Origin of the sequence: Nocardia sp. MDA0666, from assembly GCF_003023875.1 — a bacterium.
GTDB classification, from domain to species: domain Bacteria; phylum Actinomycetota; class Actinomycetes; order Mycobacteriales; family Mycobacteriaceae; genus Nocardia; species Nocardia aobensis.
The window spans coordinates 64,134-87,044 of the sequence record NZ_PYHT01000026.1 but is presented as its reverse complement, the minus strand read 5'-3'; the positions used below and the strand labels follow the sequence as shown (position 1 = coordinate 87,044).

Here is a 22,911-nt window from a genome sequence, read left to right as displayed (position 1 = left end):
GGTTTGGGGCGGGCGCGACGACGAGTGACATCGGCGATCAACCGGCGGGTGACCGTCGGCGCCAGCAGCGCCTGCCCCTCGGCCACGACGCGCACCGCGCGGACCAGTTCGTCGGCGGGTGCGTCCTTGAGCAGGAATCCACTGGCGCCCAGGCCCAATGCCTCGTACACATAATCGTCGATATCGAAGGTGGTCAGCATCAGCACCCGCACCGGCGGATCGAATCCGGCGGCCAGAATGGCGCGCGCCGCCTCGAGCCCGTTCATCTCGGGCATGCGCACATCCATCAGCACCACATCGGGTCGCAGCCGCTTGGCCTCGGCCACCGCGATCGCGCCGTTGGCGGCGTCGCCGATGACGCTGATATCGGGCTGGGCGGCCAGCAGCGCGCCGAACCCCTGCCGGACCATCGCCTGATCGTCGGCGATCAATACGGTGATGGGCATACCCGCCTCAGAGGAATCTGATGATCGACAGCAGCCCCGCCACCAAGCAGTAGACCGCGAACGGCAGCAGCGTGCGGGACTTGAAGAACCGCTCCAGGAATCGCACCGCGAACCACGCCGCGAGTCCGGCGACGATCGCGCCGACCAGCGCCTGACCGTGAATTCCCGCGGCCTCCGGACCGGCCAGTTCCGGCAGTTTCAGCACACCCGCGGCCAGGATCACCGGGGTGGCGAGCAGGAAGGCGAATTTCGCGGTGTCCTCATGGTCGAGTCCGCGCAGCAGACCGCCGACCATCGTCAGGCCGGAGCGGCTGAATCCGGCCAGCAGCGCACCGGATTGGGCCAGGCCGATGCCGAGCGCGTCCTTGACCGACAGCGCTGCCAGCCGCTCGTCGGAGGGGACCTCGAGATCCTCCTGGAGTGCCACACCGCGCGCCTGAGCGTCGGCGCGGGCTTCGTCCGCGGCGAAGCGGCGACCGTATTCGGCCAGCGACGGTGCGTTGCGCCGCCGCAGGCCCTCGCCGACGATCAGCACGACACCGTTGAGGGTGAGGAAGATGCTCGCGTAGATCGGCGTCGCGAACATCGTGCGCAGCGGATGTTCCAGCAGCAGCCCGAGCACACCCACGGGGATGGTCGCCAGCACGATCAGCCAGGCCAGCCGCTGCGACGAGGTCTCGATGCGCCGGGTGCGCAGCGTGGTCACGAAGCCGACGATGATGTCGCGCCAATCCCGCCAGTAATAGCCCAGCAGCGCGATCGCGGTCGCCACGTGCAAGGCGACCACGAAGGCCAGGTACGGGGTGCCGTTGTCGGAGTCGCCCTCGGTGACCAGTTTCTCCCAGCTGCCGCCCAGCCAGGCCGGCACCAGCACGGAATGGCCCAGGCTGGAGATGGGGAACAATTCGGTGACGCCCTGCAGCGCGCCGATCACGATGGCTTGGAAATAGGTGAGCATCGCCGCTTAGTCTTACACGACGGCCGGCTCAGTTCCGCGCGCCCGGCAGGGCGGTCGCGGTGGCTGCCTCGACGGTTCCTTCCTCGACGTGGATCGGTAACCGCGCATACACCTGGAAGCCACCTTCGGAGCGCGGGCCGGCGGCCAGCATGCCGCCGATGGATTCCGCCCGGGCCCGCATACCGGAGATGCCGCTGCCGTCCGAACTTCCCGCCGGCGCCCCGCCCGTCCCGGCGTCGTTGGCCACCAGAACCTCCACCGCCTGCGCGGCCACCGTCACGGTCACGGTGACCGCCGCCCCCGGCGCATGCCGGGAGACGTTCGACAGCGACTCCTGCACGATCCGGTACAGCGCGAGCCCGACCGTATCGGGAACCGCGGCCAGCGGACCGTCGATGGTCCAGTCGATGTGCACACCCGCGCGGCGCACACCGTCCAACATCGACAGCACGTCGGCGGCTACCGGCTGCGGGGCGTGTTCGGGCAGCTGACCGTCGCTGCGCAGGACGCCGAGCATGCTGCGGATCTCGTTGAGCGCCTCCCGGGCGGACGCCCCGATGGAGTCGAATTCCGCGCGGGCCGCCTCGGAGACGTCCGGCACCCGGTAGGGCGCGGTCTGTGCCTGCACCACGACCATCGACATGTGGTGGGCGACCACATCGTGCAGATCGCGCGCGATGCGGGCCTTCTCCTCGAGGATCGCGCGGCGGGCCCGTTCCAGTTCGTTCTGCTCCTCCTGACGCACCAGCGCCTGCCGCGACAGCACCAGCCAGCGCACCAGCAGACCGAATCCGACCAGCCCGGTCATCGCCAGCGGCCAGCCGAACCCCGCCTCCGCGAACGAGCTGGTTCCGGCCATGGTCGTCGCGAACAGCAGTGACGACGCGATCCAGGCGATCAGCACGATCTGCATCGGCGCCCGCACCGCCACCGCGAACAGCAACGCGAACAACACCAGGATGTGGACGACCTGGAACGGCAGATCGTTGCCCGGCTGATGCGGGATGGCCAGCGCGATCAGCAAGGCCGCACCGGCGGAGATGGCCCAGCCGAGAGCCGGATTGACGCGGATCAGCACCAGCGGGAATACGGCCAGCGCGGCGATGAACGGCTGTGCGCCGGCCGGCACCTGATGGGTGAGGTGCAGGGTGGGCCAGCCGACCGCGAACAGCGTTCCCACGACCACCACCGTCGCCATGTCGAACCACAGCCGCGCCCGGCCCGGAGTTCGCGCCGCCGCCCGCGCCTGCCGCGCCACTCGTATCGCCCGTGTCATGGTGACGAGCCTAGGAAGTCGCCGGCGATCCGTCCTCACCCCCGGGTTCGACATCCCACCCCCTACCCCGGTATGACACCGCTGCCCGCGCGCACCCCGGTAGCGGTACCGAAATCGATCCGCAGCGGGAGGTGTGCGCCGGTTCCCGATTCCTACCTTCGACCGCCATGAGCAATATTGCGGATGCGGGTGGGTCGCCGCGCGGGGACAGCGGGATCACGGTGGTCGATGCCGGGCCGGGCCGCGAGGCCGATCGGGCGGGGCACGGGCACGACGGTAAGCCGTCGCCCGCCATGACGGATCTGACCCGGACGCGCGAGTGCGGCGAAACGCATTGGCGGCGTGGTAATTTGCGGGCGCTCCTGGCATTCGTCACCGTTGTCGCGGCGCTGATCGCGATACTCGTGTCGTTGTCGCCGGGGGCGGGAGCGGCCGAGGCCGGGCCCGCACCGGAGAGCACGGCCGCTGGGGATGCGGTGCGGGCACTGACCGGTGACCGGCCGGAGCTGGCGGTGATACCCGCGGATTTCGCTGCGACACAGGGGTATCGGCCGGTACAGCTGGCCGGTATGCCGGTCGACCCGTCCGGCGAGTGCTCCTCACCGATTCCGCTGCCCGCCGAATTCGACACCGCCTGCAAGGCCCACGACCTCGGCTACGACCTGCTCCGCTACGCCGAAGTCCGCGGCCGTCCCCTCGGTCCGTGGGCGCGCCGGGCCATCGACAACGCCCTCGAAACCCGCATGTTCGCCGCCTGCGAGACGCGCGGCGATCTGCTCGCCCACGCCCGCTGCGCCACGATGGCGACGATCGCCACCGCGGCGGTGGATCTGAACTCCCGCCGCCAGAACTACGCCGCGCCGATGCCCGAATACCTGTTCGGCCGGCAGCTTTCCGGAACGGAACTCGGACCGCAGATGGTCCACCTCCTCGCCCGGCTCGCCATGGTGCTGCTGATGGTGGCGGCGTTGTTCGCCATCGTCCGCCGCACCATCCGGCCGCGCCGGGGAGGACAACGTACAGCGCCACCGGCGACTCGGTGGTCGCCGTGGTCGGATTCTCGTGGCGCATCGGCCGGGCGCATGTGGAACCGGCGCTCGGGTGGGAGTACCGGCAATCGCGACGGGCGCGTTTTCCCCGCACGCATCGGTGCAGCGGCATCACGGACCGCACGAGGGGCGCGCGAATGGTTGTCGCGCAACGCTGTTCAGCTACGCAGCGTTACCGTGCGGGGTATCGACGGGATCGGTTTGTTGCTCGGCACTCCGGCGACAGCGCCGGCAGGAGGCGACACCAGCGGATGGGCACCGGAGCGGGTGCGGCCGGTCGTTAGTGCGCTGGAACTTTCACCGATGCGGCGTCCGGCTGCGCGACGAGAGATTTCGCGAACCCAACCGGCGAGCGACCGACGAAGGACAGCGACGCCGGGCACTGGCACTGGCACTGGCACTGGCACGAACGGTAATGACCGATCGACGCCGAAGCACTCACACCATCCCGCCGGTTCGACTGGCGCGCAGGACACCTCGTCGTCGGTCGGTATCCCGGACGCCACCGTCCGAACATGTTTCGCACCACCGTCGCCCGGCGAGGCGACCTCCACGACACCGTCTTCCCACTCGTTCGAGCGGGCGCGGCATGCACTCGGCACAGCGATCCGCCGCCTCGTCATGTTGGGCACGCCTCGGACCGGAACCCTGGTGGCCTCGGCGGCGGGGATTTCCGCCTCGCTCGCGCCGGGGCTACTTCCGCGCACCTCGGTCGCGCAGGCGTTGCTCACCGCCTTGCTGGTACTCATCGCGCTGGGTGTGGCGGGACTCGGTCGGAAGGTGTTGGGGCACTGGGCGTTCGACATGGAGGCGCGGACGAGGCGGTTCCGGAGTGCGATCGTGATCGCATGCTGTGCCGCGGCCGGTGCCGCGCTCACCCATGCCTGGTACTGGCAGAACCGGCTGCGGGCGGCGATGGAGTTTCCGCCGGTCGGTGTGCGGTACTGGCTGCATTGGGCGATCGGCGTCGTCGCGGTGGTCGTTCCGATCGTGCTCATCTTGCGCGGATTGCGCTGGGCGGCACGGTATGTGGGACGCCTGCGGGCGGCGGCACTGGTCACTGCCACCGTCCTGGCCTGCCAGTTCGCCCTGCTTCCGGCCGTCGTGAATTGGCAGCGGTCGGCATTCGCCTCGGCCGACGCCGCCATGGACCCGACGGTGGTGCGGCCGGTCTCCTACACCCGCTCGGGCAGTCCGGAATCGGCGGTGAGCTGGGCCTCCCTCGGAGCGGAGGGGCGCAAATTCGTCGCCGAACGCGGCCGATCGGTCCGCGTCTACATCGGCATGGATTCCGCACCGGATCTCGATTCCCGTGTCGCCCTGGCTATTCGGGAGATCGAACGGTCCGGCGGATTCGAGCGTCGGCACCTCGTGGTGATGGTGCCTACCGGATCGGGGTGGCTCGACGCCGGCGCCGCCCGCGGCCTGGACGAGCGGTTCGACGGCGACGCGACGCTGGTCGGCATGCAGTATTCCCAGGCGCCCAGCTGGGCGACCTTCTTGTTCGCCCGGGCCGACGCCGAGCGCTCGGCGCGAGCCCTGTTCACCGGAATCGAACGACACCTGTCCGGCCTGCCCCATCCGCCGAAGCTCTACGTCTACGGCCAGAGCCTGGGCGCGACCGCGGGCAGCGCCATCTTCGCCGACGATCGCGACGAAAGCGCCCGAGTGTGCGCCGCACTGTGGGCGGGCCCACCGGCCTCGGCGGTGCACCGTGGCGGCGCGACCGTCCTCGCCAACTCCTCCGATCCGGTGGTGCAGTGGTCACCGCGATTGCTCTGGCGCGCACCCGATCTCACCGGGACCCGCCACGACGCACCACACCCGATGTGGCTGCCGGGACTGAGCTGGGTGCAGACCACCGCCGATTTGCTCTCCGCCCTCGCCCCGGGCCCCGGCCACGGCCACCGCTACGGATCGGATCAGGGCACCGCGCTCGGGAGCTGCTGACGTCGATGCCGCGGCCGGGGCGGTCACGGCATCGGCTCCCACCCAGCCGACCACCGTGCCCGCCCGGCCCCCGCCGTGTGCTATACCGGTTCTCGCAGGTCAGAACTGTAAATCGGTGGAAGGACAGCATGGACAAGCCCACGAATCTGGTGGAATTCGAGACCATGCTGCTCGGCCGCTACACCATTCATCCGCGCTATCGCCGCGACGGCACCCGCCTCGATCGCAGCGCCTACCTGCTACTCAGCCGGCTCGCCATCGAGGGCCCGATGTCGATCGGTCAGCTCAGCGAGGCGTTCGGCCTCGACGCCTCCACGCTGAACCGGCAGACCGCGGCACTGCTGCGCGCCGGACATGTCGAGCGGATCCCCGATCCCGAGGGCGGAATGGCCCGCAAGTTCCGCATCACACCGGCCGGCGAGGAGAATCTCGACGCCGAACGCAACGCCAACATCGAAGGCCTGGGCCGCGTTCTGGAGGGCTGGTCCCCCGACGACGTCGCGCGCTTCGCCGACTATCTGCAGCGCTTCAACACCGATATCGAGCGGCTCGACGGCCGCCCGTGGCCGCGGCCGTAACCGGCCGATCGGCGCGGCGGCGTGACCTCCTCGGTACGCCGCCGCACCCGGGCGAGAACGCCCCCGCCGATCGGCTGCGCTCAGGCGATCGGACCGCGCGCGGCCTCGTAGGCGGCGCCCACCCGGTAGAGCCGGTCGTCGGCCAGCGCCGGCGCCATGATCTGCAGGCCCACCGGCAGGCCGTCGTCGGCGGACAGTCCCGACGGCACCGACATCGCGCAGTGCCCGGCCAGGTTGGTCGGGAGCGTGCACAGGTCCGACAGGTACATCGCCAGCGGATCGTTCACCTTCTCCCCCAGCTTCCACGGCGTGAACGGGCTGGTCGGCGAGACCAGCACATCGACGCTCTCGTAGGCCTTGTCGAAGTCCTGCGCGATCAGGGTGCGCACCTTCAGCGCCTGACCGTAGTAGGCGTCGTAGTAACCGGCCGAGAGCGCGTAGGTGCCGATCATGATGCGGCGCTTGACTTCCGGGCCGAATCCCGCCTCGCGGGTCAGCGACATGACCTGCTCCGCGGAGTGGCTGCCGTCGTCGCCGACGCGCAGGCCGTACCGCATCGCGTCGAACCGAGCCAGGTTGGACGACACCTCACTCGGCAGGATCAGGTAGTAGGACGCCAGCGCGTATTCGAAGTGCGGGCACGACACCTCGACCACCTCGGCGCCCAGATCCTTCAGCTGCGCCACCGCCGCGTCGAAGGAGGCGAGCACACCCGGCTGGTAGCTGTCGGAATGCAGTTCCTTGACCACGCCGACCCTCATCCCGGCGAGATCGCCGCGCGCACCCGCGCGAGCGGCCTCCACGAGCGCCGGCACCGGCACATCGCGCGAGGTCGAGTCCTTCGGGTCGTAACCGGCGATCACCTCGTGCAGCAATGCGGTGTCGAGCACGGTGCGACCGCACGGGCCACCCTGGTCCAGCGACGACGCGCAGGCGACCAGGCCGTAGCGGGACACAGTGCCGTAGGTCGGCTTGGTACCGACGGTCGCGGTGACCGCGGCGGGCTGACGGATGGAACCGCCGGTGTCGGTGCCGATCGCCAGCGGCGCCTGATAGGAGGCCAGGGCCGCCGCGGAACCGCCGCCGGAACCGCCGGGGATCCGGCTGGTGTCCCACGGGTTGCGGGTCGGGCCGTAGGCGGAGTTCTCGGTGGACGAACCCATCGCGAACTCGTCCATATTCGTCTTGCCCAGGATCGGGATGCCGGCGGCGCGCAGCTTGGCCGTCACGGTCGCGTCGTAGGGCGATACCCAGCCCTCGAGAATCTTCGACGCGCAGGTGGTCGGCATATCCGTGGTGGTGAAAACGTCCTTGAGCGCCAACGGAACTCCCGCCAGCGGCGAGGCCACGGTGCCCGCGGCGATCGCGGCGTCGACCTCGGCGGCGGTCACCAGCGCCTGCTCACCGGCCACATGCAGGAAGGCGTTCAGTTCACCGTCGACCTCGGCGATGCGCTGCAGATGCGCCTCGGTGACCTGCACCGAGGACACCTCGCGGCCGTGGATCTTCTCCGCCAGCTCGGCCGCGGACAGTTTCGTCAGATCGCCGCTCATTACTCGCCTTCTCCCAGGATCTGCGGAACCATGAACCGCTGCTCGTCGACCGCGGGGGCGCCGGACAGCGCCTCGTCCGGGCTGAGCCCGGGGACGACCACATCCGGGCGGGTGACGTTGGCGGTCGGGTTCGGCGACGCGGTGGCCGGTACGTCGGCGGCGACCTCGGTGATGACCTGCACGTGACTCAGGATCGAATCCAGCTGACCGGCATACAGATCGAGCTCTTCGTCGGTGAGGGCGAGCCGGGACAACCGGGCGAGGTGTGCGACCTCGTCGCGGGAGATGGCGGACACCGCGAATCCCCTTTCGGCAGGTTGGTGCGTGTCGATGGCGCAGGGCGCTGCGCATGGGACAGCCTAATGGGTGCGCGTTGTAGCCATCCGGTCACGGTCGGGCTGCGCTGTTCGTTCCGGTGCTCGCCGGAAACAAGGTTGACATCACAACGTCATCGGAACGGCACTGGCACGGCACCGGGTGTTCGGCCGACAATGTATGTGGCGTGCCTCACTGCCCCGGCTTCGAATCGTTTGCTGGAAGCAGTGGGTGTAAGTATTGCGAGACTCGGGTATACGTCCGAAAGTCTCGGTCGCACAGGAAAGGAAGGCAAGCACGTGTCATATCTGCTTCGCGTGCAGCTTCCGGATCGCCCAGGAAGTCTCGGTTCACTCGCAGTAGCGCTGGGCTCCGTCGGTGCCGACATCCTCTCGCTGGATGTCGTCGAACGCGGCGCAGGATATGCGATCGACGATCTGGTGGTGGAAGTTCCGTCGGGTGCACTACCCGACACGTTGATCACCGCGGCCGAATCGCTCGCCGATGTGCGGGTCGATTCGCTGCGTCCCTATTCCGGCATTCTCGACACCCATCGCGAACTGGAGCTGATCGACCAGGTCGCCACCGCGCGCGACGACCGGCTGCAGGTGCTGGTCGACGGCGTCCCGCGCGTCCTGCAGGTCGGATGGAGCACCGTGATGGATCCGGGGCCGCACGGTGGCGGCCAGCGTCTGGTCGGCAGCGCCAGCGCACCCGAGACGCAGGCCGGCAGTGTGCCGTGGATGCCGCTCGAGAAGCCGACGGCCCTCGATCCCGAGGCCGACTGGGTCCCGCAGATCTGGCGGGACATGGACACCAAACTGGCGGCCGCCCCGCTCGGCAACACCGGTAAGGCGCTGCTGCTCGGCCGTCCCGGCGGGCCGGATTTCCGTCCGTCCGAGGTCGCACGGCTGGGTTATCTGGCGGGCATCGTCGCCACCGTACTGAGCTGAACCGGTTGCGGCGCAGCGCCTTCGGCGAACAGGAGCTGTGGGTGGCGGCTCCTGCTCGCCTCACGACGTCTACGCCTACGCGCCAGGCGCGAGTCCCAGCCGCATCACGGTGAGCGGCAGCCCGGCGTCGGTGTGCCAATCCCGTTCCGGCACATGGACGAAGCCCATCCGCTGGTAGATGCGCCGGGCGTCGGCCATCCCGGGCATCGTGGTCAATACGACGGCGGCGAAGTTCTCCGCCCGGGCCGTTTCGACGACGGTGCGGACCAGGGCGGTGCCGACGCCGGCGCCGCGGGCGCGCTTGGCGACGGCGAGCATGCGGAACTCCAGCTCACCGGTCCGGGCGATATCCGCGTACGGGGTGCCGGGCCGCGCGATGGTCAACGAACCGAGCAGGTCTCCGTCGCGCTCGGCGACGAGGACCTCGGCTTCGCGCGCTCTGGTCTCGGTATCGGAAAGTTCGGCCACATAGGGACTTTCGGAATGCACGTGCCCCTCGCCGACATAGGTGTCGACCGTCAACTGTGCGATTGCCGCGAAATCGTCCGGGCGGGCGCGGCGAATCCGCACCCGCGTGTCCCACTGATCCATGCTCAGTCCGATTCGTCCTCGGTATCCGACTCCGGCCGCACCGCATCGGGCCCCTCCGCCAGCAGCGTGCGGAACCCGTCCTCGTCGAGAATGGGCACGCCGAGTTCCTCCGCCTTGGCCGCCTTGGACCCCGGGGCGTCACCGATCACCACGAAAGCCGTTTTCTTCGAGACGGATCCGGCGGCCTTGCCGCCGCGCACCAGGATCGCTTCCTTGGCCTCGTCGCGGGAGAACCCTTGCAGGGAGCCGGTGACCACGATCGACAATCCCTCCAGGTTGCGTTCGATGGATGTGTCGCGCTCGTCCTCCATCCGCACCCCGGCCGCACGCCACTTCTCGACGATGGTGCGGTGCCAGTCGACGGTGAACCATTCCTTCACCGCGGCCGCGATGGTCGGGCCGACGCCGTCGACGGCCGCCAGCGCCTCGGCCGACGCCTCCTCGATCGCCGCCATACTGCCCAGCTCGGCAGCCAGGGCGCGCGCCGCGGTCGGCCCGACGTGGCGGATGGACAAGGCCACCAGCACCCGCCACAACGGACGGTCCTTGGCGGCGTCGAGATTCTGCAGCAGGCGTTTGCCGTTGGCCGAGAGCGTGCCGCTCTTGTTGACGAAAAGCGTTGTGCCGAGCAGTTTCTCCTCGTTCAGGTCGAACAGATCGCCCTCGTCCGAGATCGCGCCCGACTTCAGCAGGTCGATCGCCGCCTCGTAGCCCAGCGCCTCGATATCGAAGGCGCCGCGCCCGGCCATGTGGAATACCCGCTCCCGCAGCTGCGCGGGGCAGTGCCGCTGGTTCGGGCAGCGGATATCGGCATCGCCCTCCTTCTCGGGAGCGAGCTCGGTGCCGCATTCCGGGCAGTGGGTGGGCATGACGAAGCGTCGTTCACTGCCGTCGCGCACGTCGACCACCGGGCCGAGCACCTCGGGAATCACATCGCCGGCCTTGCGGATGGTGACGGTATCGCCGATCAGCACACCCTTGCGCTCGACCTCCGAGGCGTTGTGCAGCGTGGCCATCGCGACCGTGGAACCGGCGACGGTCACCGGTTCCATCACCGCGAACGGCGTGACCCGGCCGGTGCGGCCGACGTTGACCTGGATGTCGCGCAGGCGGGTGGTGGCCTCCTCGGGCGGGTACTTGTAGGCGATGGCCCAGCGCGGGGCGCGCGAGGTGCTGCCGAGGCGGCGTTGCAGGGTGAACTCGTCGACCTTGATCACCTGGCCGTCGATTTCGTGCTCGATGTCGTGGCGGTGCTCGCCCCAGTAGCGGATGCGCTCGACCACCGCGTCGGCACCCTGCACACGCACGGTGTGCGCCGAGACGGGCAGCCCCCAGGCCGCCAGCGCCTGATACGCCTCGTACTGGGAGGACGGGCTGAATCCGACCATCCGGCCGAAGCCGTGGCAGATCATGCGCAGCCGGCGCCGGGAGGTGACCGCCGGATCCTTCTGTCGCAGCGATCCGGCGGCGGTGTTGCGCGGATTCGCGTACGGCGGCTTGCCCTCGGCGACGATCGCCGCGTTCAGATTCTCGAAGTCCTCGAGCCGGAAGTACACCTCACCACGAACCTCGAGCAGTTCCGGAATCGGGAATTCCGTTGTGGGCGTGAGCTGTTCGGGGATGTCTTCGATCGTGCGCGCGTTGAGGGTGACGTCCTCACCGGTGCGGCCGTCGCCACGGGTGGCGCCGCGCACCATCCGGCCCTTCTCGTAGACGAGGTTCAGCGCCACACCGTCGATCTTCACCTCGCACACGAAGTGCGTATCGGCGCCGGTTTCGGCGACCACCCGGCCGATCCAGGTGCGCATCTCGTCCTCGTCGAACACGTTGTCCAGCGAGAGCATGCGCTCGAGATGGTCGACCGCGGTGAATTCGGTGGCGAAGCCGCCGCCGACCAGCTGCGTCGGCGAATCGGGCGTGCGCAGGTCCGGATGCGCCTCCTCCAGCGCCAGCAGCCGCTGTAACAGCGCGTCGAACTCGCCGTCGGAGATGATCGGCGCATCGCGCACGTAGTACCGGAACTGGTGTTCGCGCACCTGCTCGGCCAGCTGCTGCCATTCGGTGCGCTCGTCGGCCGTGGCCGCCTCAGCGGCGTCGGCCGCCTCGGCGGCACGTGCGTCCTCGATCCCGGTTTCGCTCACCTCTGGCACATTAGCCCAGCCCACCGACATGCTCGTGGACCGTTCAGGCACGTCGGAATCAGGCGTTCACGGCGGCCCGGACGTCGTCCGGCCAGGACGGGGGCGCCGATTCGAAGGTGCGATCCGCGTTCGCGAGCACCGCCCGGCCCATCGCGTAGTTACCGGTGCCGCCGATGATCGCACCGAGACCGGCGGGCAGCGCCCGGCCGAACAGCAATGCCCCGCGCTTGGCGATGAAGCCGACGATGAATTTGCGCGCCATCGGGTTGTCGATCGAGCGGACCACAGGGAGTTTGTCCGCCACCGCCGAGGCCCAGTCCTTGGCCGACTGCCCGGCGCCCTTCCCGAGCAGCTGCGCCCCACCCTCGCCCAGGACCACCGCGGCCACGAGCGCCCGGCGCTGCTGCTGCGACATCGCGCGCATCCCGTGCAACTCGCCCACCGAGACCGCGTAGAACGCCGAGGCCTCCATGAAGAAGACCGATTCCACGCCGCTGGCCGCCAGCCCGATGATCGTGCCCACGCCGGGCACCGCGGCCGACAGACCCGCGAGTGTGCCGCTGACGGTCACCGCCCCCAGATAGCGCCACCGCAGGCCCGCCTCGATGTCCTCCGGCGTGCGCTCCGGATGCTTGCGCCGCAACCGGTCGACGTACTTGGCCGCCAGCGGCTCCTGCACCCCCGTCCCCGCCCGCACGAAGGTCTCCACCGACTTCTGCACTACCCGCTCGAACATCCCGGAGGGCCCCTTTCGTCGACACCGGCGACCTTACGGAGATCGCACCGATTCGCGTCCTACCGACACGAACCGGGCGAACGTCGCCGCCGGCCGCCGCACTTTTCGCACCGAAGCCGTCGCGACCGCCGGGTCCGAAAGGCACGGCATCGCGACAACTCCGCTCGGCAGTCCGATTACCCGCACGCCGGTCGTTCACTCGCCGATGTGCCGATGCCCATGTTCGGACTCTGCCCGGGCATCCCATGACCGGGCTCACCCCGGCGGCCCCGAACTCAGAGGAGTTGACTGTCCCGGCAGAGGCTCGAACCGCGCGCGGAGGGCGGCGCCCGGTGGGTGCCGGGGTCGAAGGCCCACGAATCCGCGTCCGCGACCGGCCGCCAGAACAGCAGACCGTCCCCGCCCGCGGCGACCTCGTAGACGTTGTCGCGTCCTTCGATCAGCTGGTCGCCCACGCAGTAGTCGGTGTATTCGGTTCCCGGTTGCCGGGCTCCCGGGCTGAAATGCCCGGCGGGCGCACTCGCCGCACCCGGATTGGGCACCGTGCTCGGACCGGGGGCCGCCGCCCCGGGGATCCATCGCGCCGCGCCGGCGGCGTCGATCCCGCAGCTGTAACTCCACCCGCCCGCGGTGACGATGTCTCCGCGCGGATGGGCGGTGTCGGCCCAGAGGCATTGCGCGGCAACCGGTTCGACGGCCTCGCGGGCGAGCGACCCAGCAGCGTCACCAGGGGCCGCCGCCGCGATCGCACCGGCGAGTGCGACGCCTGCCACCGCTACTCGTGCACACCGCACACCGAATGCCACATTCATGTTCTTCACTCCTCGCAGTCTTTGCCTGCAGATAGGAGCGGTGGTTACGCGCCGCCACACTCGATCCGACTCGTGGCACGTAACCGGTGGTGTGTGTAACCGCCCTGCTATCTAATTGATGGCGGCACAGTTCTCGGCAGGCACAGTCTCCGCAGACCCGATCGGCCCCTGGACCAGCCCGCACCGAGCGCGGCGACATCGGAGAGGAGGGCGGCGGCAGATGAGCGGGCATCCCGAGCCGGCGCCGCCGCCCCGCGACGACCACGCCGACTGGGAGGAGATCTTCCACGGCAATGTCGACTGGGTGTACGCGCTGATGCTCGCGAAGGTGGGCGCCGCGCCCGACGCCGAGGAGCTGACGACGGAGGTTTTCATGACAGCGCTGGAGCCATCGCCCATCGGTACACCCCTCGATGCGGAACCGTCGCAGATTCCGGTGCTGCTGCGCGATACCGCGCGCTCGGTGCTGGCCCGCTACTGGCTCTCGCGGGTGGGCCGGGAAATCACCGTGATCGACGCCGACCCGCCCGCCACCGCCTCGGCGACGCCGGCCGCGGCGGTCGGTGATCTGCTCGCCGAACTGCCGGAGCCCTATCGGCGCATCCTGGAATTGCGCTTCCTGCAGGGACTTTCGATACAGGACACTGCGGTGCGGCTCGGTGTCAGCGTTCCCGAGGCCGAGGCACGCCAGCGTCTGGCGTTGCGATCGGCCGCCCGTCCCGGATCAGGAGGCTCGCGGTGAGCAGCAAAGACGTGGAGCGCTACGTCGACGACATCCTGGCCGGCCGCAGCCCGCGCGGTTTCCGGCCCGACGATGACGACGCCGCCCAGATCCGCGCCGCGATCGCGCTGCGGTCGGCCCGGACCGGTGCGGGCAGCCCCGACGAGGAGTTCATCGCGCGGCTGCACCATCGCCTGGCCGAGGACCTCGACGAGCCCACCGGCGATCCGGGTGTGCGCACACGGCGTCCCACCCGGCGCACCGTGCTGATCGGCACCTCGGTGGCCGCCGCGGCCGCAGCGGGCGGGGTGATCGACCACACGCTGCTGAGCGGATCCGGCGAGCCGAAAGTTCCCGCCGCACAGCAGACGCTCGTACCGTCGCACGGAACCTGGCAACCGGTCCTCGCAAGTACCGAACTTCCGGACGGCGCGACCGCACCGTTCGAGCTCGGCGCGGTCAACGGCTTCCTCCGCCGCCGCGACGGGGTCGTCTACGCGCTGTCGGGAATCTGCACCCACCAGGGGTGCAAGTTGTGGCTGGACGCGGCCGCGGCGCGCCTGCGCTGCCCGTGCCATTCGACCTCCTTCGGTTTCGAGGGTGAGGTCGTGACCCACGAACTGCCCCGCACGCCGGCTCCCCTGCCGCGGCTGCAGGTTCGTGAATCGAACGGCTCGATCGAGGTGTTCGCACCGGAGAAGCCGGCGTGACGGCGTGCGCACCGAACCGCGTGTAACCACACCGCGTATCTATCCCTGACAGGCGCGTGCGTCACCGGGCTGCAGGAGGGTGGTTGGGATGGCAGGGCGATCCACGGCCGGGTCGCGGTCGCCGGAGGAGCCCGGACGACGCGAGCTGCGACTGGTACCGCAGGATCGCTATCCCAGCTGGGAAGAGGTGTACCGGGACAATGTCGGCTGGGTCTACGCGCTGATCTTCTCGAAGGTCGGCAACAAACCGGATGCGGAGGATCTCACCGCGGAGGTGTTCGTGGCCGCGCTGAAACCGCTGCGGATCACCGCGAGCGTCGCCGAGGTGCGCGCCTATCTGCGGACCACCGCCCGCACCGTGCTCGCCGGACACTGGCGAGCGCGGATGGGCCGGGAGATCACGGTCATCGACGACGATATTCCGGACGAGACCGGTTCGGCGCCAACCGATTCCGCCGAGTCCCGGGCGCCGGAGCATGTGCGCGCGGTATTGAGCGAACTGCCCGAACGCTACCGCCGGATTCTCGAACTTCGTTTCCTGCAGGGGTTGTCGGTGCGCGAATCGGCTGCCGCGCTCGCGATCAGCGTGGCCAATGCGAAGGTGCTGCAGCATCGGGCGCTGCGGGCGGCGTCGGAATTGAATATCGACCTCGGTCTGTAACCCGGTCACCTATCTGTCGGTGAAGCCCCGCACTCCGCGGGGTCCGGATGGAGGCCGATCCGATGCACCGACATCTCGTTCTGAATTCCACCGCCGCCGCGATGGCCGCCCTCGGCGTCATGACGCTGACGGCCTGCGCGACAGCTGCCGACAAAGGCACGAGCCCACCCGCTCCCACCGTCCGCTCCGACGATCCCGGCCTGGGCATGACACCGGGCGCACCCGCACCGATGCCGGACATGCCGGGAATGTCGAGTGGGCCCCGGACGCCGGCCGTCGCGGCCGGGCCGAACGCCGTCACCATCGACACTTTCGCTTTCGGCCCGCAGACCGTGAGCGTGAAGGCGGGCACCACCGTGACCTGGACCAATCGCGACGAGGAACCGCATACGGTGGTGGCCCGCGACGGCTCGTTCCACTCCCCCGGAATGGGCACGGGGGCCACATTCAGCTTCACCTTCGCCCAGCCGGGCACGTTCGCCTACTTCTGCTCGATCCATCCCTTCATGCACGCGACCGTGGTGGTGACCCCGTGACCGAACAACATCGACAGCACACCGATCCGCAGGACCCGCACGCCATGACCCGGCGGCAACTGCTCCGCCACAGCGCCTGGTTCGGCGCCGCCGTCGGACTGACCGTGGTCGGCGGCGAGGTCATCTCCCATGTGGCGGGCGCGGCCCCGGCCACATCCGAACGTCCCACCCTGCGATTCGCGCAGATCAGCGACAGCCATATCGGATTCCAGGGCACCGCCAACGCGAATGTCACCGACACCTTCACCGAGGCGATCGCTCAGGTCAACGCGCTCGGGTACACACCGGATTTCGTCATCCACACCGGGGACCTGACACATCTGGCCACGCCCGCGCAATTCGATCAGGTCCGCCAGATGATGTCCGGATTGTCCACGCCGCACATCTTCACCGTGCCCGGCGAACACGATTCGACCGACGACGGCGGACAGCGATACCGCGACGTGTTCGGACAGGGCACCCGCGGTGACGGCTGGTACAGCTTCGATATCGCGGGCGTGCACGTCATCGGCCTGGTCAATACGCTCCACGCGCAGAATCTGGGGCATCTCGGGCAGGACCAGATCGACTTCGTCCGCAACGATGTGGCGGGATTGTCCGCGGACACACCGATCATCGTCTTCAGCCACATTCCGCTGTTCGCCATGTATCCCCAATGGGGTTGGGGCACAGACGATGCCGCGCAGGTCCTGAACCTGCTGCGGCGCTTCTCCTCGGTCACCTGCCTCAACGGCCATGTGCATCAGCTCTTCACCAAGACCGAGGGAAACATCACCTTCTTCAGCGGGACGACCACCGCCTATCCCCTGCCGCATCCCGGCGACGGGCCCGCGCCCAAACCGGTGACGTTGCCGGCCGGAAAACTGCACGACGCCCTGGGAATCCGGGAAGTGAGCTACCAGCAGGGCCGGCAACTGCTCGCGATCAAGGAGCAGACACTGCGATGACCACGATCTCTTCCGCCTGGTCGCGGTTTCCGTCGCGGGTGGCGATCAGCGCCGGACTCGTCACCACCGGTGTCGTGCACACCCAGCTCTACGGACGCGGCTACCGCTACATCGAATACGTGGGCCCGTCGTTCGCCGTCCAGGCCGCCGCCGCCTTCGCGCTGGCCGCACTGGTTCTCGTCGGGCCGTGGACCATGCGCGCGGCGGCGGCGGTGCTCAGCGCCGCCGCCCTGGGCGGTTTCGTGCTGTCGCGGACGAGCGGGCTGTTCGGATTCACCGAAATCGGCTGGCAGCCGGCACCGCAGGCGATGATCGCCGTCGTCGCCGAGATCTGCACCCTCGTGGTCTGTCTGGCCTCGCTGTACCGGAGGCAACTCCGCACCTGATGTCGCGGCGCCGCACGGCGGACGGCAGGATGGCTCGGGTGCTGCGTAGTTTTCAGGTGACCAATCACCGATCCCTGGCCGAACCACAGGAGCTCCGCCTGGTCTCGAGCCGGGCCGGAGCGCTGCCCGCGCCCGTCACCGCCGTGCACGGCGCGGCCGCCAGCGGCAAATCCGGTCTCGTCGACGCACTGGCCCACATGCGCGACGCGGTCCTGCATTCGGTGACCGGCTGGGATCCCTACGCCGGGCCGGTGCGCACACCGCATCTCGGATTCGCCGATCGGCCTTCGGAATTCGTCGCCACCTTCGTCGCGGAGGGTACGCCCTACACCTACGGGTTCCGCCTCGACAATGCCGATGTCACCGCCGAATGGCTGCATACGCATCCGCACAACCGCAAACGCATCATCTTCGAGCGCGAGGGCGAGCAGATCCGGATCGGGCCGATGTTCGAACCGGTTCGCTTCGGCATCAGCGCCCTGGTACCGCTGGTGCGGCCGAATGCGCTGCTGCTCAGCCTGACCGGGCAGATGTACGCCGAGGCGCTGGTACCCGCCTATAGATGGTTCTCCGCCCAGCTCGACGTCCAGCGCGGGCCCGCCGACCCGCACGGCATCGCCGAGCGCCTCGGCGGCCACATCTCCCGCTCCGCGGACAACGCCGCGCGGTTGCTGATGTTGCTGCGCTCGGCCGAACTGGGCATCGAGGATCTGCTGCTCGCCGAGAACGATCCGATGTACGCGGATTACCTGCGCGACATCGACGGTGAAATCGCCGGTATGGCAAAGGAATTGGATGCCTGCGCCGCATCGCCGGCACACGCGCTGCGGGTGCGCGAAACCCTCGGTGTGGAACCCGTCGCCCTCGAGCGGGAACTGAGCAATCTGCGCGCGGCCCGCGACACCCTCTACGCGCGTATGGTCGCCCGCCGCGGGGTCGGGCTCGGGGTGGTCCACGAGGGCATCGACGCCGCCTTCGACATCGCCGACGAGTCCACCGCCACCCTGGCCCTGCTGCGCCTGCTGCCGACCGTCCTCGACGCGCTCGACACCGGCCGGGTCCTGGCGGTCGACGATATCGACTCCCACCTCACCGGTGACACCGCCGACCGTGTGATCCAACTGTTCCAGAATCCGGAGACCAACTCCCGGGGTGCGCAGTTGATCTTCACCACGCGCAACCGCACCCTCATCGACCGCGGCAACGGGCGATCGCAGTCCCGGCGCACCAAGGTGTGGCAGGTGCGCCGCACCCCGACCGGCACCAGCGAGATCACCTCGAACTGAGTCGTGCGACCGGCTCTGCATCGAGCCTGTCCCGTTTGTCCGCCTAGCATGGAGGCATGCTGCTGCAGATCGTGTTCATCGTGTTGATCGCCGGCGCGCTGGTCGCGCTGTTGATGAACTTCCGCGGCCGGGGCCGTTTCGGTGGATTCCAGCGCGCCCAGCTGGAGGCCGGGACGCTGCGCATCACCGGCGTGAGCCCGCGCCCGGCCGGTCAGGGCGAGCAGTTCGTGACCATCACCGGCACGCTGTCCGGCCCGAGCGTGCCCGCCGAGACCGTGTACGGGCGCTTCGCTTGGGATGTCAACCAGTGGCCGTTCCCCGGCGAAGACCTGCCGGTCGCCTATCCGCCGGGTAAGCCGCAGCACTGGCAGATCGGCCATCCGGGCAAGGGGCCCGCATTCGGGTCCTGAACCGTGCCAGGCCGTGGCCTCCGGCACTGGCCGCTATCCGCTGTCGGCGCGGCCCGGCATGTCGTCCGCACATCGCCGATCTCGTGCCCCGGGGAGATATCCGGGCCGTTTTATTCGAAGGTGAGGGACTCCGGGTCGTCGGCGTAGGCGCGGGCCACCTCGCGGGACAGGTCGAGGGCACGGCGGGCCCAGGTCAGTGGCGAGGCGCCCAGGCCACAGGTGGGTGTGACCAGAATGCGGTCGGTGAGCGTGCGGCGCGGGAAGCCGAGGCGGTCGACCAGACGCACGCCAGGCTCGGCGAGCCCTCGCCAGCTCGGCGGGGTCGGCGGAGCACTCGTGGGCACCAGGCCCACGGCGAGGTATTTGCCGGCGTCGAGGAGTTCACCGATGGCGTCGAGATTGCCGGTGGCGATGGTGGCCACATCGAATCCGATTGCGGCAGCGGCACTTCCGCGCAGGAACGGCAGCGGCGGCGGTGCGGCGCAGCAGTGGATCAGCACCGGACCGGATTGGGCGGTCACGACCGTGTCGAGGATGTACAGCGCCTCCGGTTCGGGAACCGCGCGCACGGTATTCAGGACGCTGGCCCCGCGCAGACCCCCCTCCAAAACGGCCCCCAACGACGGTTCGTCCAATTGCACGACGATATCCGCGCCGAGCCGCTTGCCGACCTCGGCGGCATGATTGCGCAGTCCTTCGGCCAGGGATTCCGACAGATCGCGTACCGCACCGGAATCGGTGAGAACGCGATGACCGTTCGCCAGTTCGAGGTGCGCCGCAAGCGTCAGCGGGCCGACCGACTGCACCTTGACGGTACGGCCGGTTCCCGTCAGACCCGCTGTCTCCCAGATCTCTTCGAGAGCGTCCAGATCGGTACGGAGCAGATCGTGTGCGCGGCGCGCGGTCGACCCCGGGCGGGCGGACAGGCGATATCCGCGAGTGGTGGTGTCGAATTGCATATCGACCAGCAGCGCCGAGGCGCGCCCGACCATATCCGAACCCACACCGCGAGCGGGCAATTCGGGCAGGTGGGCAAGCGCGGGCAACTCACCGACAATGGTGGCGGCGGCCTCGCGCGGATCAGTCCCCGGCCAGGAGCCGACACCGGTAGCCACACCGGTGGGTATGCCCCGCTGGTCGCCGGATTGGTTGTCACTCACGTGTGTCACCCATTCTCGATGGTTGCGCCGGTGACGACGGATCGACCGACCCGGCTGACGCATCTTCCCAGACCGGCTCAACGCTCGTTGCCGCAGGCCGATCGGTGTGCTGCGCCTCCGCGGACCACATCGGCCCAGCCGGTCGACCGTCGCGGCTACCGCGATCGGCGCACGACCGACGTCACAGCACCGAGTCCGCGACCAGCTTCCCGGCTTCGTCGGCTCGCTCACGTCCGGTGCCGCTGATGGTTCCGCTGCCGATCACCCGGTCTCCCTGCGGATCCGGCAGATAGGCGACCACGGCCTGCCCCCGCGCGACACCGGTCAGCGGCTCGCGCAGCCGGGCGATCAGCCCGCCGTCGACCGCCTCCACGACGGCCGGGGCGATGCCGCCGTGCGCACGCACCTGGACGATGCAGTCGAAAGGACCCGACGGCACCTCACCGGAGGTCCACACGGCCCGATCCGCCTCCACCGTCCAGACATTCAGATCTTCCGCGGGACCGACGTGAACGGTGCCGGAGTCCGGGTCGATCTCGGTGACGTAGCGGGGCCGGCCGTCCGCGGCGGGGCCGGGCAGCCCGAGCCCCTTGCGCTGGCCGATCGTGAATCCGTGCACGCCTTCGTGATCGGCCAGTTTGCGGCCGTCGCTGTCGACGATGGCGCCGGGGCGCACGCCGATCGAGGCGCCGAGAAATGCGCGCGTATCGCCGGAGGGAATGAAGCAGATGTCGTGGGAGTCGGGCTTGTTCGCGACGGCGAGACCACGCTCGGCTGCCTCTTCGCGGATGCGCGGCTTCGGGGTGTCACCGACCGGGAACATCGCCCGGGACAGCTGGGCGGCGGTGAGCACGGCCAGCACATAGGACTGATCCTTGTCGGCGTCGACGGCGCGGCGCAGCACACCGTCGGACAGCTGTGCGTAGTGGCCGGTCACCACGGCGTCGAAGCCCAGCGCGGCGGCGCGGTCGGCGAGGGCCGAGAACTTGATCTTCTCGTTGCAGCGCAGGCACGGATTCGGTGTCTCACCGGCCGCGTACGCGGCGACGAAATCGTCGATCACGTCCTCTTTGAAGCGGTCGGCGAAGTCCCAGACGTAGAACGGGATTCCGAGTACGTCGGCGGCGCGGCGCGCATCGCCGGCGTCTTCTTTGGAACAGCAGCCGCGCGATCCGGTGCGCAGTGTTCCGGGGGTGGCCGACAGGGCCAGGTGCACGCCGACCACCTCGTGACCGGCGTCGACCGCACGTGCGGCGGCCACGGCGGAATCGACGCCGCCACTCATCGCTGCCAGCACTCTCATCGCGAACCTCCCTTCGCACCGGCCAGTCCGGCCGCTTCGGCCCGTTCCACCACGGACGGCAGAACTTCCAACACTCTGTCGATCTCGGCCACGGTCGTGGTGTGGCCGAGCGAGAACCGCAGGGAGCCGCGCGCCTGCCTCGGCTCCACACCCATCGCGAGCAGTACATGGCTCGGCGCGGCCACCCCGGCGTTGCACGCCGACCCGGTCGAGCACTCGATTCCGGCGGCGTCGAGCAGCATCAGCAGGGAATCACCCTCGCAGCCGGGGAAGGTGAAGTGAACGTTCCCGGGAAGGCGCCTATCGCCGGTGGCACCGTTGAGGACGGCACCGGGAAGCGCGTCGCGCACGCCGGCGATCAGGCGGTCGCGCAAGTCGACCAATTCCACTGCGCGCGCGGGCATTTCCCGCACGGTCTCCCGCAGCGCCGCGGCGATTCCGGCCGCGGCCGGCACATCCGAGGTGCCCGATCGCAGATCGCGCTCGTGGCCGCCGCCGTGCAGCAGCGGGACACAGCCCACCTGCCGGCCCAGCAGCAGGACACCGCATCCGTGCGGACCGCCGACCTTGTGCCCGGCGAAACTGGCCGCGGCCAGACCGCTCGACGCGAAATCGATGGGCAACTGCGCAGCCGCCTGCACTGCGTCGCTGTGCATCGGAATGTCGAATTCCTGTGCGACGGAAGCCAATTCGAGAATCGGCTCGATCGTGCCGACCTCGTTGTTGGCCCACATCACGCTGACCAGAGCGGTATCGTCGGCGTGCGCGGACAGCGCCGCGCGCAGCGCCCCCGGCGAGACGACGCCCTCGGCGTCGACGTCGAGCAGGGTGACCTGCGCGCCCTCGTGCTGCTGCAACCAGTCCACCGCGTCGAGCACCGCATGGTGTTCGACCGAACTCACCAGGATGCGGGTGCGGCGCGGATCGGCATCGCGACGGGCCCAGTAGATGCCCTTGACCGCGAGATTGTCGCTTTCCGTGCCGCCGGAGGTGAAGATCACCTCCGAGGGACGCGCTCCGAGATCGGCCGCGACCGATTCGCGCGCCTCCTCCAGCAGTCGCCGCGCGGTGCGGCCGGAACCGTGCAGGGACGAGGCGTTACCGACCGTGCCGAGCACAGCCGTCATCGCCTCGACGGCGGCCGGGAACATGGGTGTCGTGGCCGCGTGATCGAGGTAGACCGTCTTGGGCGCCGCTGCGACCGGACCCGGGAAAGCCGACATCATGACCGATCCAGCCTATCCCACCGTTGACCTGCACACCTTGGGGGTATCCTTCCGCTTTCCGCGCACCACCTACGCTTCACCCCCATCGGCAACCCGGCGGCCCTCCCCCGATATTCCCGATGACCACCGACGATTTCCGCCGGCCCCGATTCCCCGCAGGGACACCCGGACAGTCGACGACCAAGCATGTGCTCGATATTTGCTGAG

At 69.3% G+C, this 22,911-nt stretch carries 23 protein-coding genes; 11 read left to right on the top strand and 12 right to left on the bottom strand.

The window, feature by feature from the left end; all coding sequences use genetic code 11:
* From C8258_RS27390 to C8258_RS27380, 3 genes are all read right to left on the bottom strand, one after another.
* A partial coding sequence (locus tag C8258_RS27390; RefSeq protein ID WP_106957612.1) for a response regulator transcription factor occupies nucleotides 1-446 on the bottom strand: 446 nt, incomplete at its 3' end.
* Nucleotides 447-453: 7 nt separating this feature from the next.
* Entirely contained in the window at nucleotides 454-1,404 is a 951-nt protein-coding gene (locus tag C8258_RS27385) for an undecaprenyl-diphosphate phosphatase (RefSeq protein WP_106957611.1), read from the bottom strand.
* A 28-nt stretch (nucleotides 1,405-1,432) separates the two neighbouring features.
* Nucleotides 1,433-2,680 (bottom strand): sensor histidine kinase, encoded by a 1,248-nt coding sequence (locus C8258_RS27380; RefSeq protein WP_106957610.1) that lies wholly within the window; start codon nucleotides 2,678-2,680, stop codon nucleotides 1,433-1,435.
* A 167-nt stretch (nucleotides 2,681-2,847) separates the two neighbouring features.
* On the opposite strand from C8258_RS27380, the gene C8258_RS33395 reads away from it, so the two are divergent.
* Complete coding sequence (locus C8258_RS33395; RefSeq protein ID WP_233225372.1) at nucleotides 2,848-5,679, top strand: alpha/beta-hydrolase family protein; 2,832 nt, start codon at nucleotides 2,848-2,850, stop codon at nucleotides 5,677-5,679.
* Nucleotides 5,680-5,807: 128 nt separating this feature from the next.
* The gene (locus C8258_RS27370; RefSeq protein ID WP_036503940.1) at nucleotides 5,808-6,257 is read left to right on the top strand and encodes a MarR family winged helix-turn-helix transcriptional regulator; all 450 of its coding nucleotides are present in this window, start codon (nucleotides 5,808-5,810) and stop codon (nucleotides 6,255-6,257) included.
* 80 nt (nucleotides 6,258-6,337) lie between these two features.
* On the opposite strand, the gene gatA is transcribed toward C8258_RS27370, so the two are convergent.
* Both gatA and gatC read right to left on the bottom strand, forming a co-directional pair.
* Nucleotides 6,338-7,810, bottom strand: coding sequence for an Asp-tRNA(Asn)/Glu-tRNA(Gln) amidotransferase subunit GatA (gatA, locus tag C8258_RS27365; protein ID WP_106957609.1), 1,473 nt, complete (start codon nucleotides 7,808-7,810; stop codon nucleotides 6,338-6,340).
* Nucleotides 7,810-8,106 (bottom strand): Asp-tRNA(Asn)/Glu-tRNA(Gln) amidotransferase subunit GatC, encoded by a 297-nt coding sequence (gene gatC, locus C8258_RS27360; RefSeq protein WP_036503944.1) that lies wholly within the window; start codon nucleotides 8,104-8,106, stop codon nucleotides 7,810-7,812. Before gatC ends, gatA begins: the two co-directional genes overlap by 1 nt.
* A 318-nt stretch (nucleotides 8,107-8,424) precedes the next feature.
* Between gatC and C8258_RS27355 the strand changes: the two genes are divergently transcribed.
* Nucleotides 8,425-9,078: an amino acid-binding protein gene (locus C8258_RS27355; protein WP_106957608.1), complete on the top strand. Its 654-nt coding sequence runs from the start codon at nucleotides 8,425-8,427 to the stop codon at nucleotides 9,076-9,078.
* A 75-nt stretch (nucleotides 9,079-9,153) separates the two neighbouring features.
* Here C8258_RS27355 and C8258_RS27350 read toward each other — a convergent pair whose 3' ends face one another.
* From C8258_RS27350 to C8258_RS27335, 4 genes are all read right to left on the bottom strand, one after another.
* Nucleotides 9,154-9,669 (bottom strand): GNAT family N-acetyltransferase, encoded by a 516-nt coding sequence (locus C8258_RS27350; protein ID WP_106957607.1) that lies wholly within the window; start codon nucleotides 9,667-9,669, stop codon nucleotides 9,154-9,156.
* A gap of 2 nt (nucleotides 9,670-9,671) precedes the next feature.
* Nucleotides 9,672-11,810: an NAD-dependent DNA ligase LigA gene (ligA, locus tag C8258_RS27345; protein ID WP_233225371.1), complete on the bottom strand. Its 2,139-nt coding sequence runs from the start codon at nucleotides 11,808-11,810 to the stop codon at nucleotides 9,672-9,674.
* A gap of 58 nt (nucleotides 11,811-11,868) precedes the next feature.
* Complete coding sequence (locus tag C8258_RS27340) at nucleotides 11,869-12,546, bottom strand: hypothetical protein (protein ID WP_106957605.1); 678 nt, start codon at nucleotides 12,544-12,546, stop codon at nucleotides 11,869-11,871.
* Nucleotides 12,547-12,821: 275 nt separating this feature from the next.
* Nucleotides 12,822-13,358: a hypothetical protein gene (locus tag C8258_RS27335; protein ID WP_146161349.1), complete on the bottom strand. Its 537-nt coding sequence runs from the start codon at nucleotides 13,356-13,358 to the stop codon at nucleotides 12,822-12,824.
* Nucleotides 13,359-13,578: 220 nt separating this feature from the next.
* On the opposite strand from C8258_RS27335, the gene C8258_RS27330 reads away from it, so the two are divergent.
* The 8 genes from C8258_RS27330 (at nucleotide 13,579) to C8258_RS27295 (ending at nucleotide 19,015) form a co-directional block, all read left to right on the top strand.
* Nucleotides 13,579-14,100, top strand: coding sequence for an RNA polymerase sigma factor (locus C8258_RS27330; RefSeq protein WP_106957603.1), 522 nt, complete (start codon nucleotides 13,579-13,581; stop codon nucleotides 14,098-14,100).
* On the top strand, nucleotides 14,097-14,789 hold the full coding sequence (locus tag C8258_RS27325) for a Rieske (2Fe-2S) protein (RefSeq protein WP_106957602.1): 693 nt from the start codon (nucleotides 14,097-14,099) through the stop codon (nucleotides 14,787-14,789). Before C8258_RS27330 ends, C8258_RS27325 begins: the two co-directional genes overlap by 4 nt.
* Before the next feature lie 88 nt (nucleotides 14,790-14,877).
* Entirely contained in the window at nucleotides 14,878-15,450 is a 573-nt protein-coding gene (locus tag C8258_RS27320; RefSeq protein WP_106957601.1) for an RNA polymerase sigma factor, read from the top strand.
* Between the two features lie 62 nt (nucleotides 15,451-15,512).
* Nucleotides 15,513-15,986: a cupredoxin family copper-binding protein gene (locus C8258_RS27315; RefSeq protein ID WP_233225370.1), complete on the top strand. Its 474-nt coding sequence runs from the start codon at nucleotides 15,513-15,515 to the stop codon at nucleotides 15,984-15,986.
* A 44-nt stretch (nucleotides 15,987-16,030) separates the two neighbouring features.
* Nucleotides 16,031-16,933, top strand: a complete 903-nt coding sequence (locus C8258_RS27310) for a metallophosphoesterase (RefSeq protein ID WP_106957626.1) — start codon at nucleotides 16,031-16,033, stop codon at nucleotides 16,931-16,933.
* A complete protein-coding gene (locus tag C8258_RS32690; protein WP_158271320.1) occupies nucleotides 16,930-17,319 on the top strand; it encodes a hypothetical protein in 390 nt (129 codons plus the stop codon). Before C8258_RS27310 ends, C8258_RS32690 begins: the two co-directional genes overlap by 4 nt.
* Nucleotides 17,320-17,357: 38 nt before the next feature.
* Nucleotides 17,358-18,605: an ATP/GTP-binding protein gene (locus C8258_RS27300; protein WP_106957625.1), complete on the top strand. Its 1,248-nt coding sequence runs from the start codon at nucleotides 17,358-17,360 to the stop codon at nucleotides 18,603-18,605.
* Nucleotides 18,606-18,661: 56 nt separating this feature from the next.
* Nucleotides 18,662-19,015: a hypothetical protein gene (locus C8258_RS27295; protein WP_106957599.1), complete on the top strand. Its 354-nt coding sequence runs from the start codon at nucleotides 18,662-18,664 to the stop codon at nucleotides 19,013-19,015.
* Nucleotides 19,016-19,125: 110 nt separating this feature from the next.
* On the opposite strand, the gene C8258_RS27290 is transcribed toward C8258_RS27295, so the two are convergent.
* The 3 genes from C8258_RS27290 to C8258_RS27280 form a co-directional block, all read right to left on the bottom strand.
* On the bottom strand, nucleotides 19,126-20,175 hold the full coding sequence (locus C8258_RS27290; RefSeq protein ID WP_233225368.1) for a methionine synthase: 1,050 nt from the start codon (nucleotides 20,173-20,175) through the stop codon (nucleotides 19,126-19,128).
* Nucleotides 20,176-20,356: 181 nt separating this feature from the next.
* The gene (mnmA, locus tag C8258_RS27285; protein WP_106957597.1) at nucleotides 20,357-21,478 is read right to left on the bottom strand and encodes a tRNA 2-thiouridine(34) synthase MnmA; all 1,122 of its coding nucleotides are present in this window, start codon (nucleotides 21,476-21,478) and stop codon (nucleotides 20,357-20,359) included.
* Nucleotides 21,475-22,704, bottom strand: coding sequence for a cysteine desulfurase family protein (locus C8258_RS27280; protein WP_199195872.1), 1,230 nt, complete (start codon nucleotides 22,702-22,704; stop codon nucleotides 21,475-21,477). Before C8258_RS27280 ends, mnmA begins: the two co-directional genes overlap by 4 nt.
* Nucleotides 22,705-22,911: the final 207 nt, after the last annotated feature.

Excerpts from the sequence above, each read along its gene's own strand:
- C8258_RS27385 (WP_106957611.1), bottom strand. The coding sequence starts at position 1,404 with ATGCTCACCTATTTCCAAGCCATCGTGATCGGCGCGCTGCAGGGCGTC.
- C8258_RS27380 (WP_106957610.1), bottom strand. The coding sequence starts at position 2,680 with ATGACACGGGCGATACGAGTGGCGCGGCAGGCGCGGGCGGCGGCGCGA.
- C8258_RS33395 (WP_233225372.1), top strand. The coding sequence starts at position 2,848 with ATGAGCAATATTGCGGATGCGGGTGGGTCGCCGCGCGGGGACAGCGGG.
- C8258_RS27370 (WP_036503940.1), top strand. The coding sequence starts at position 5,808 with ATGGACAAGCCCACGAATCTGGTGGAATTCGAGACCATGCTGCTCGGC.
- gatA (WP_106957609.1), bottom strand. The coding sequence starts at position 7,810 with ATGAGCGGCGATCTGACGAAACTGTCCGCGGCCGAGCTGGCGGAGAAG.
- C8258_RS27350 (WP_106957607.1), bottom strand. The coding sequence starts at position 9,669 with ATGGATCAGTGGGACACGCGGGTGCGGATTCGCCGCGCCCGCCCGGAC.
- C8258_RS27340 (WP_106957605.1), bottom strand. The coding sequence starts at position 12,546 with ATGTTCGAGCGGGTAGTGCAGAAGTCGGTGGAGACCTTCGTGCGGGCG.
- C8258_RS27335 (WP_146161349.1), bottom strand. The coding sequence starts at position 13,358 with ATGAATGTGGCATTCGGTGTGCGGTGTGCACGAGTAGCGGTGGCAGGC.
- C8258_RS27330 (WP_106957603.1), top strand. The coding sequence starts at position 13,579 with ATGAGCGGGCATCCCGAGCCGGCGCCGCCGCCCCGCGACGACCACGCC.
- C8258_RS27320 (WP_106957601.1), top strand. The coding sequence starts at position 14,878 with ATGGCAGGGCGATCCACGGCCGGGTCGCGGTCGCCGGAGGAGCCCGGA.
- C8258_RS27315 (WP_233225370.1), top strand. The coding sequence starts at position 15,513 with ATGCACCGACATCTCGTTCTGAATTCCACCGCCGCCGCGATGGCCGCC.
- C8258_RS27310 (WP_106957626.1), top strand. The coding sequence starts at position 16,031 with ATGACCCGGCGGCAACTGCTCCGCCACAGCGCCTGGTTCGGCGCCGCC.
- C8258_RS32690 (WP_158271320.1), top strand. The coding sequence starts at position 16,930 with ATGACCACGATCTCTTCCGCCTGGTCGCGGTTTCCGTCGCGGGTGGCG.
- C8258_RS27295 (WP_106957599.1), top strand. The coding sequence starts at position 18,662 with ATGCTGCTGCAGATCGTGTTCATCGTGTTGATCGCCGGCGCGCTGGTC.
- mnmA (WP_106957597.1), bottom strand. The coding sequence starts at position 21,478 with ATGAGAGTGCTGGCAGCGATGAGTGGCGGCGTCGATTCCGCCGTGGCC.
- C8258_RS27280 (WP_199195872.1), bottom strand. The coding sequence starts at position 22,704 with ATGATGTCGGCTTTCCCGGGTCCGGTCGCAGCGGCGCCCAAGACGGTC.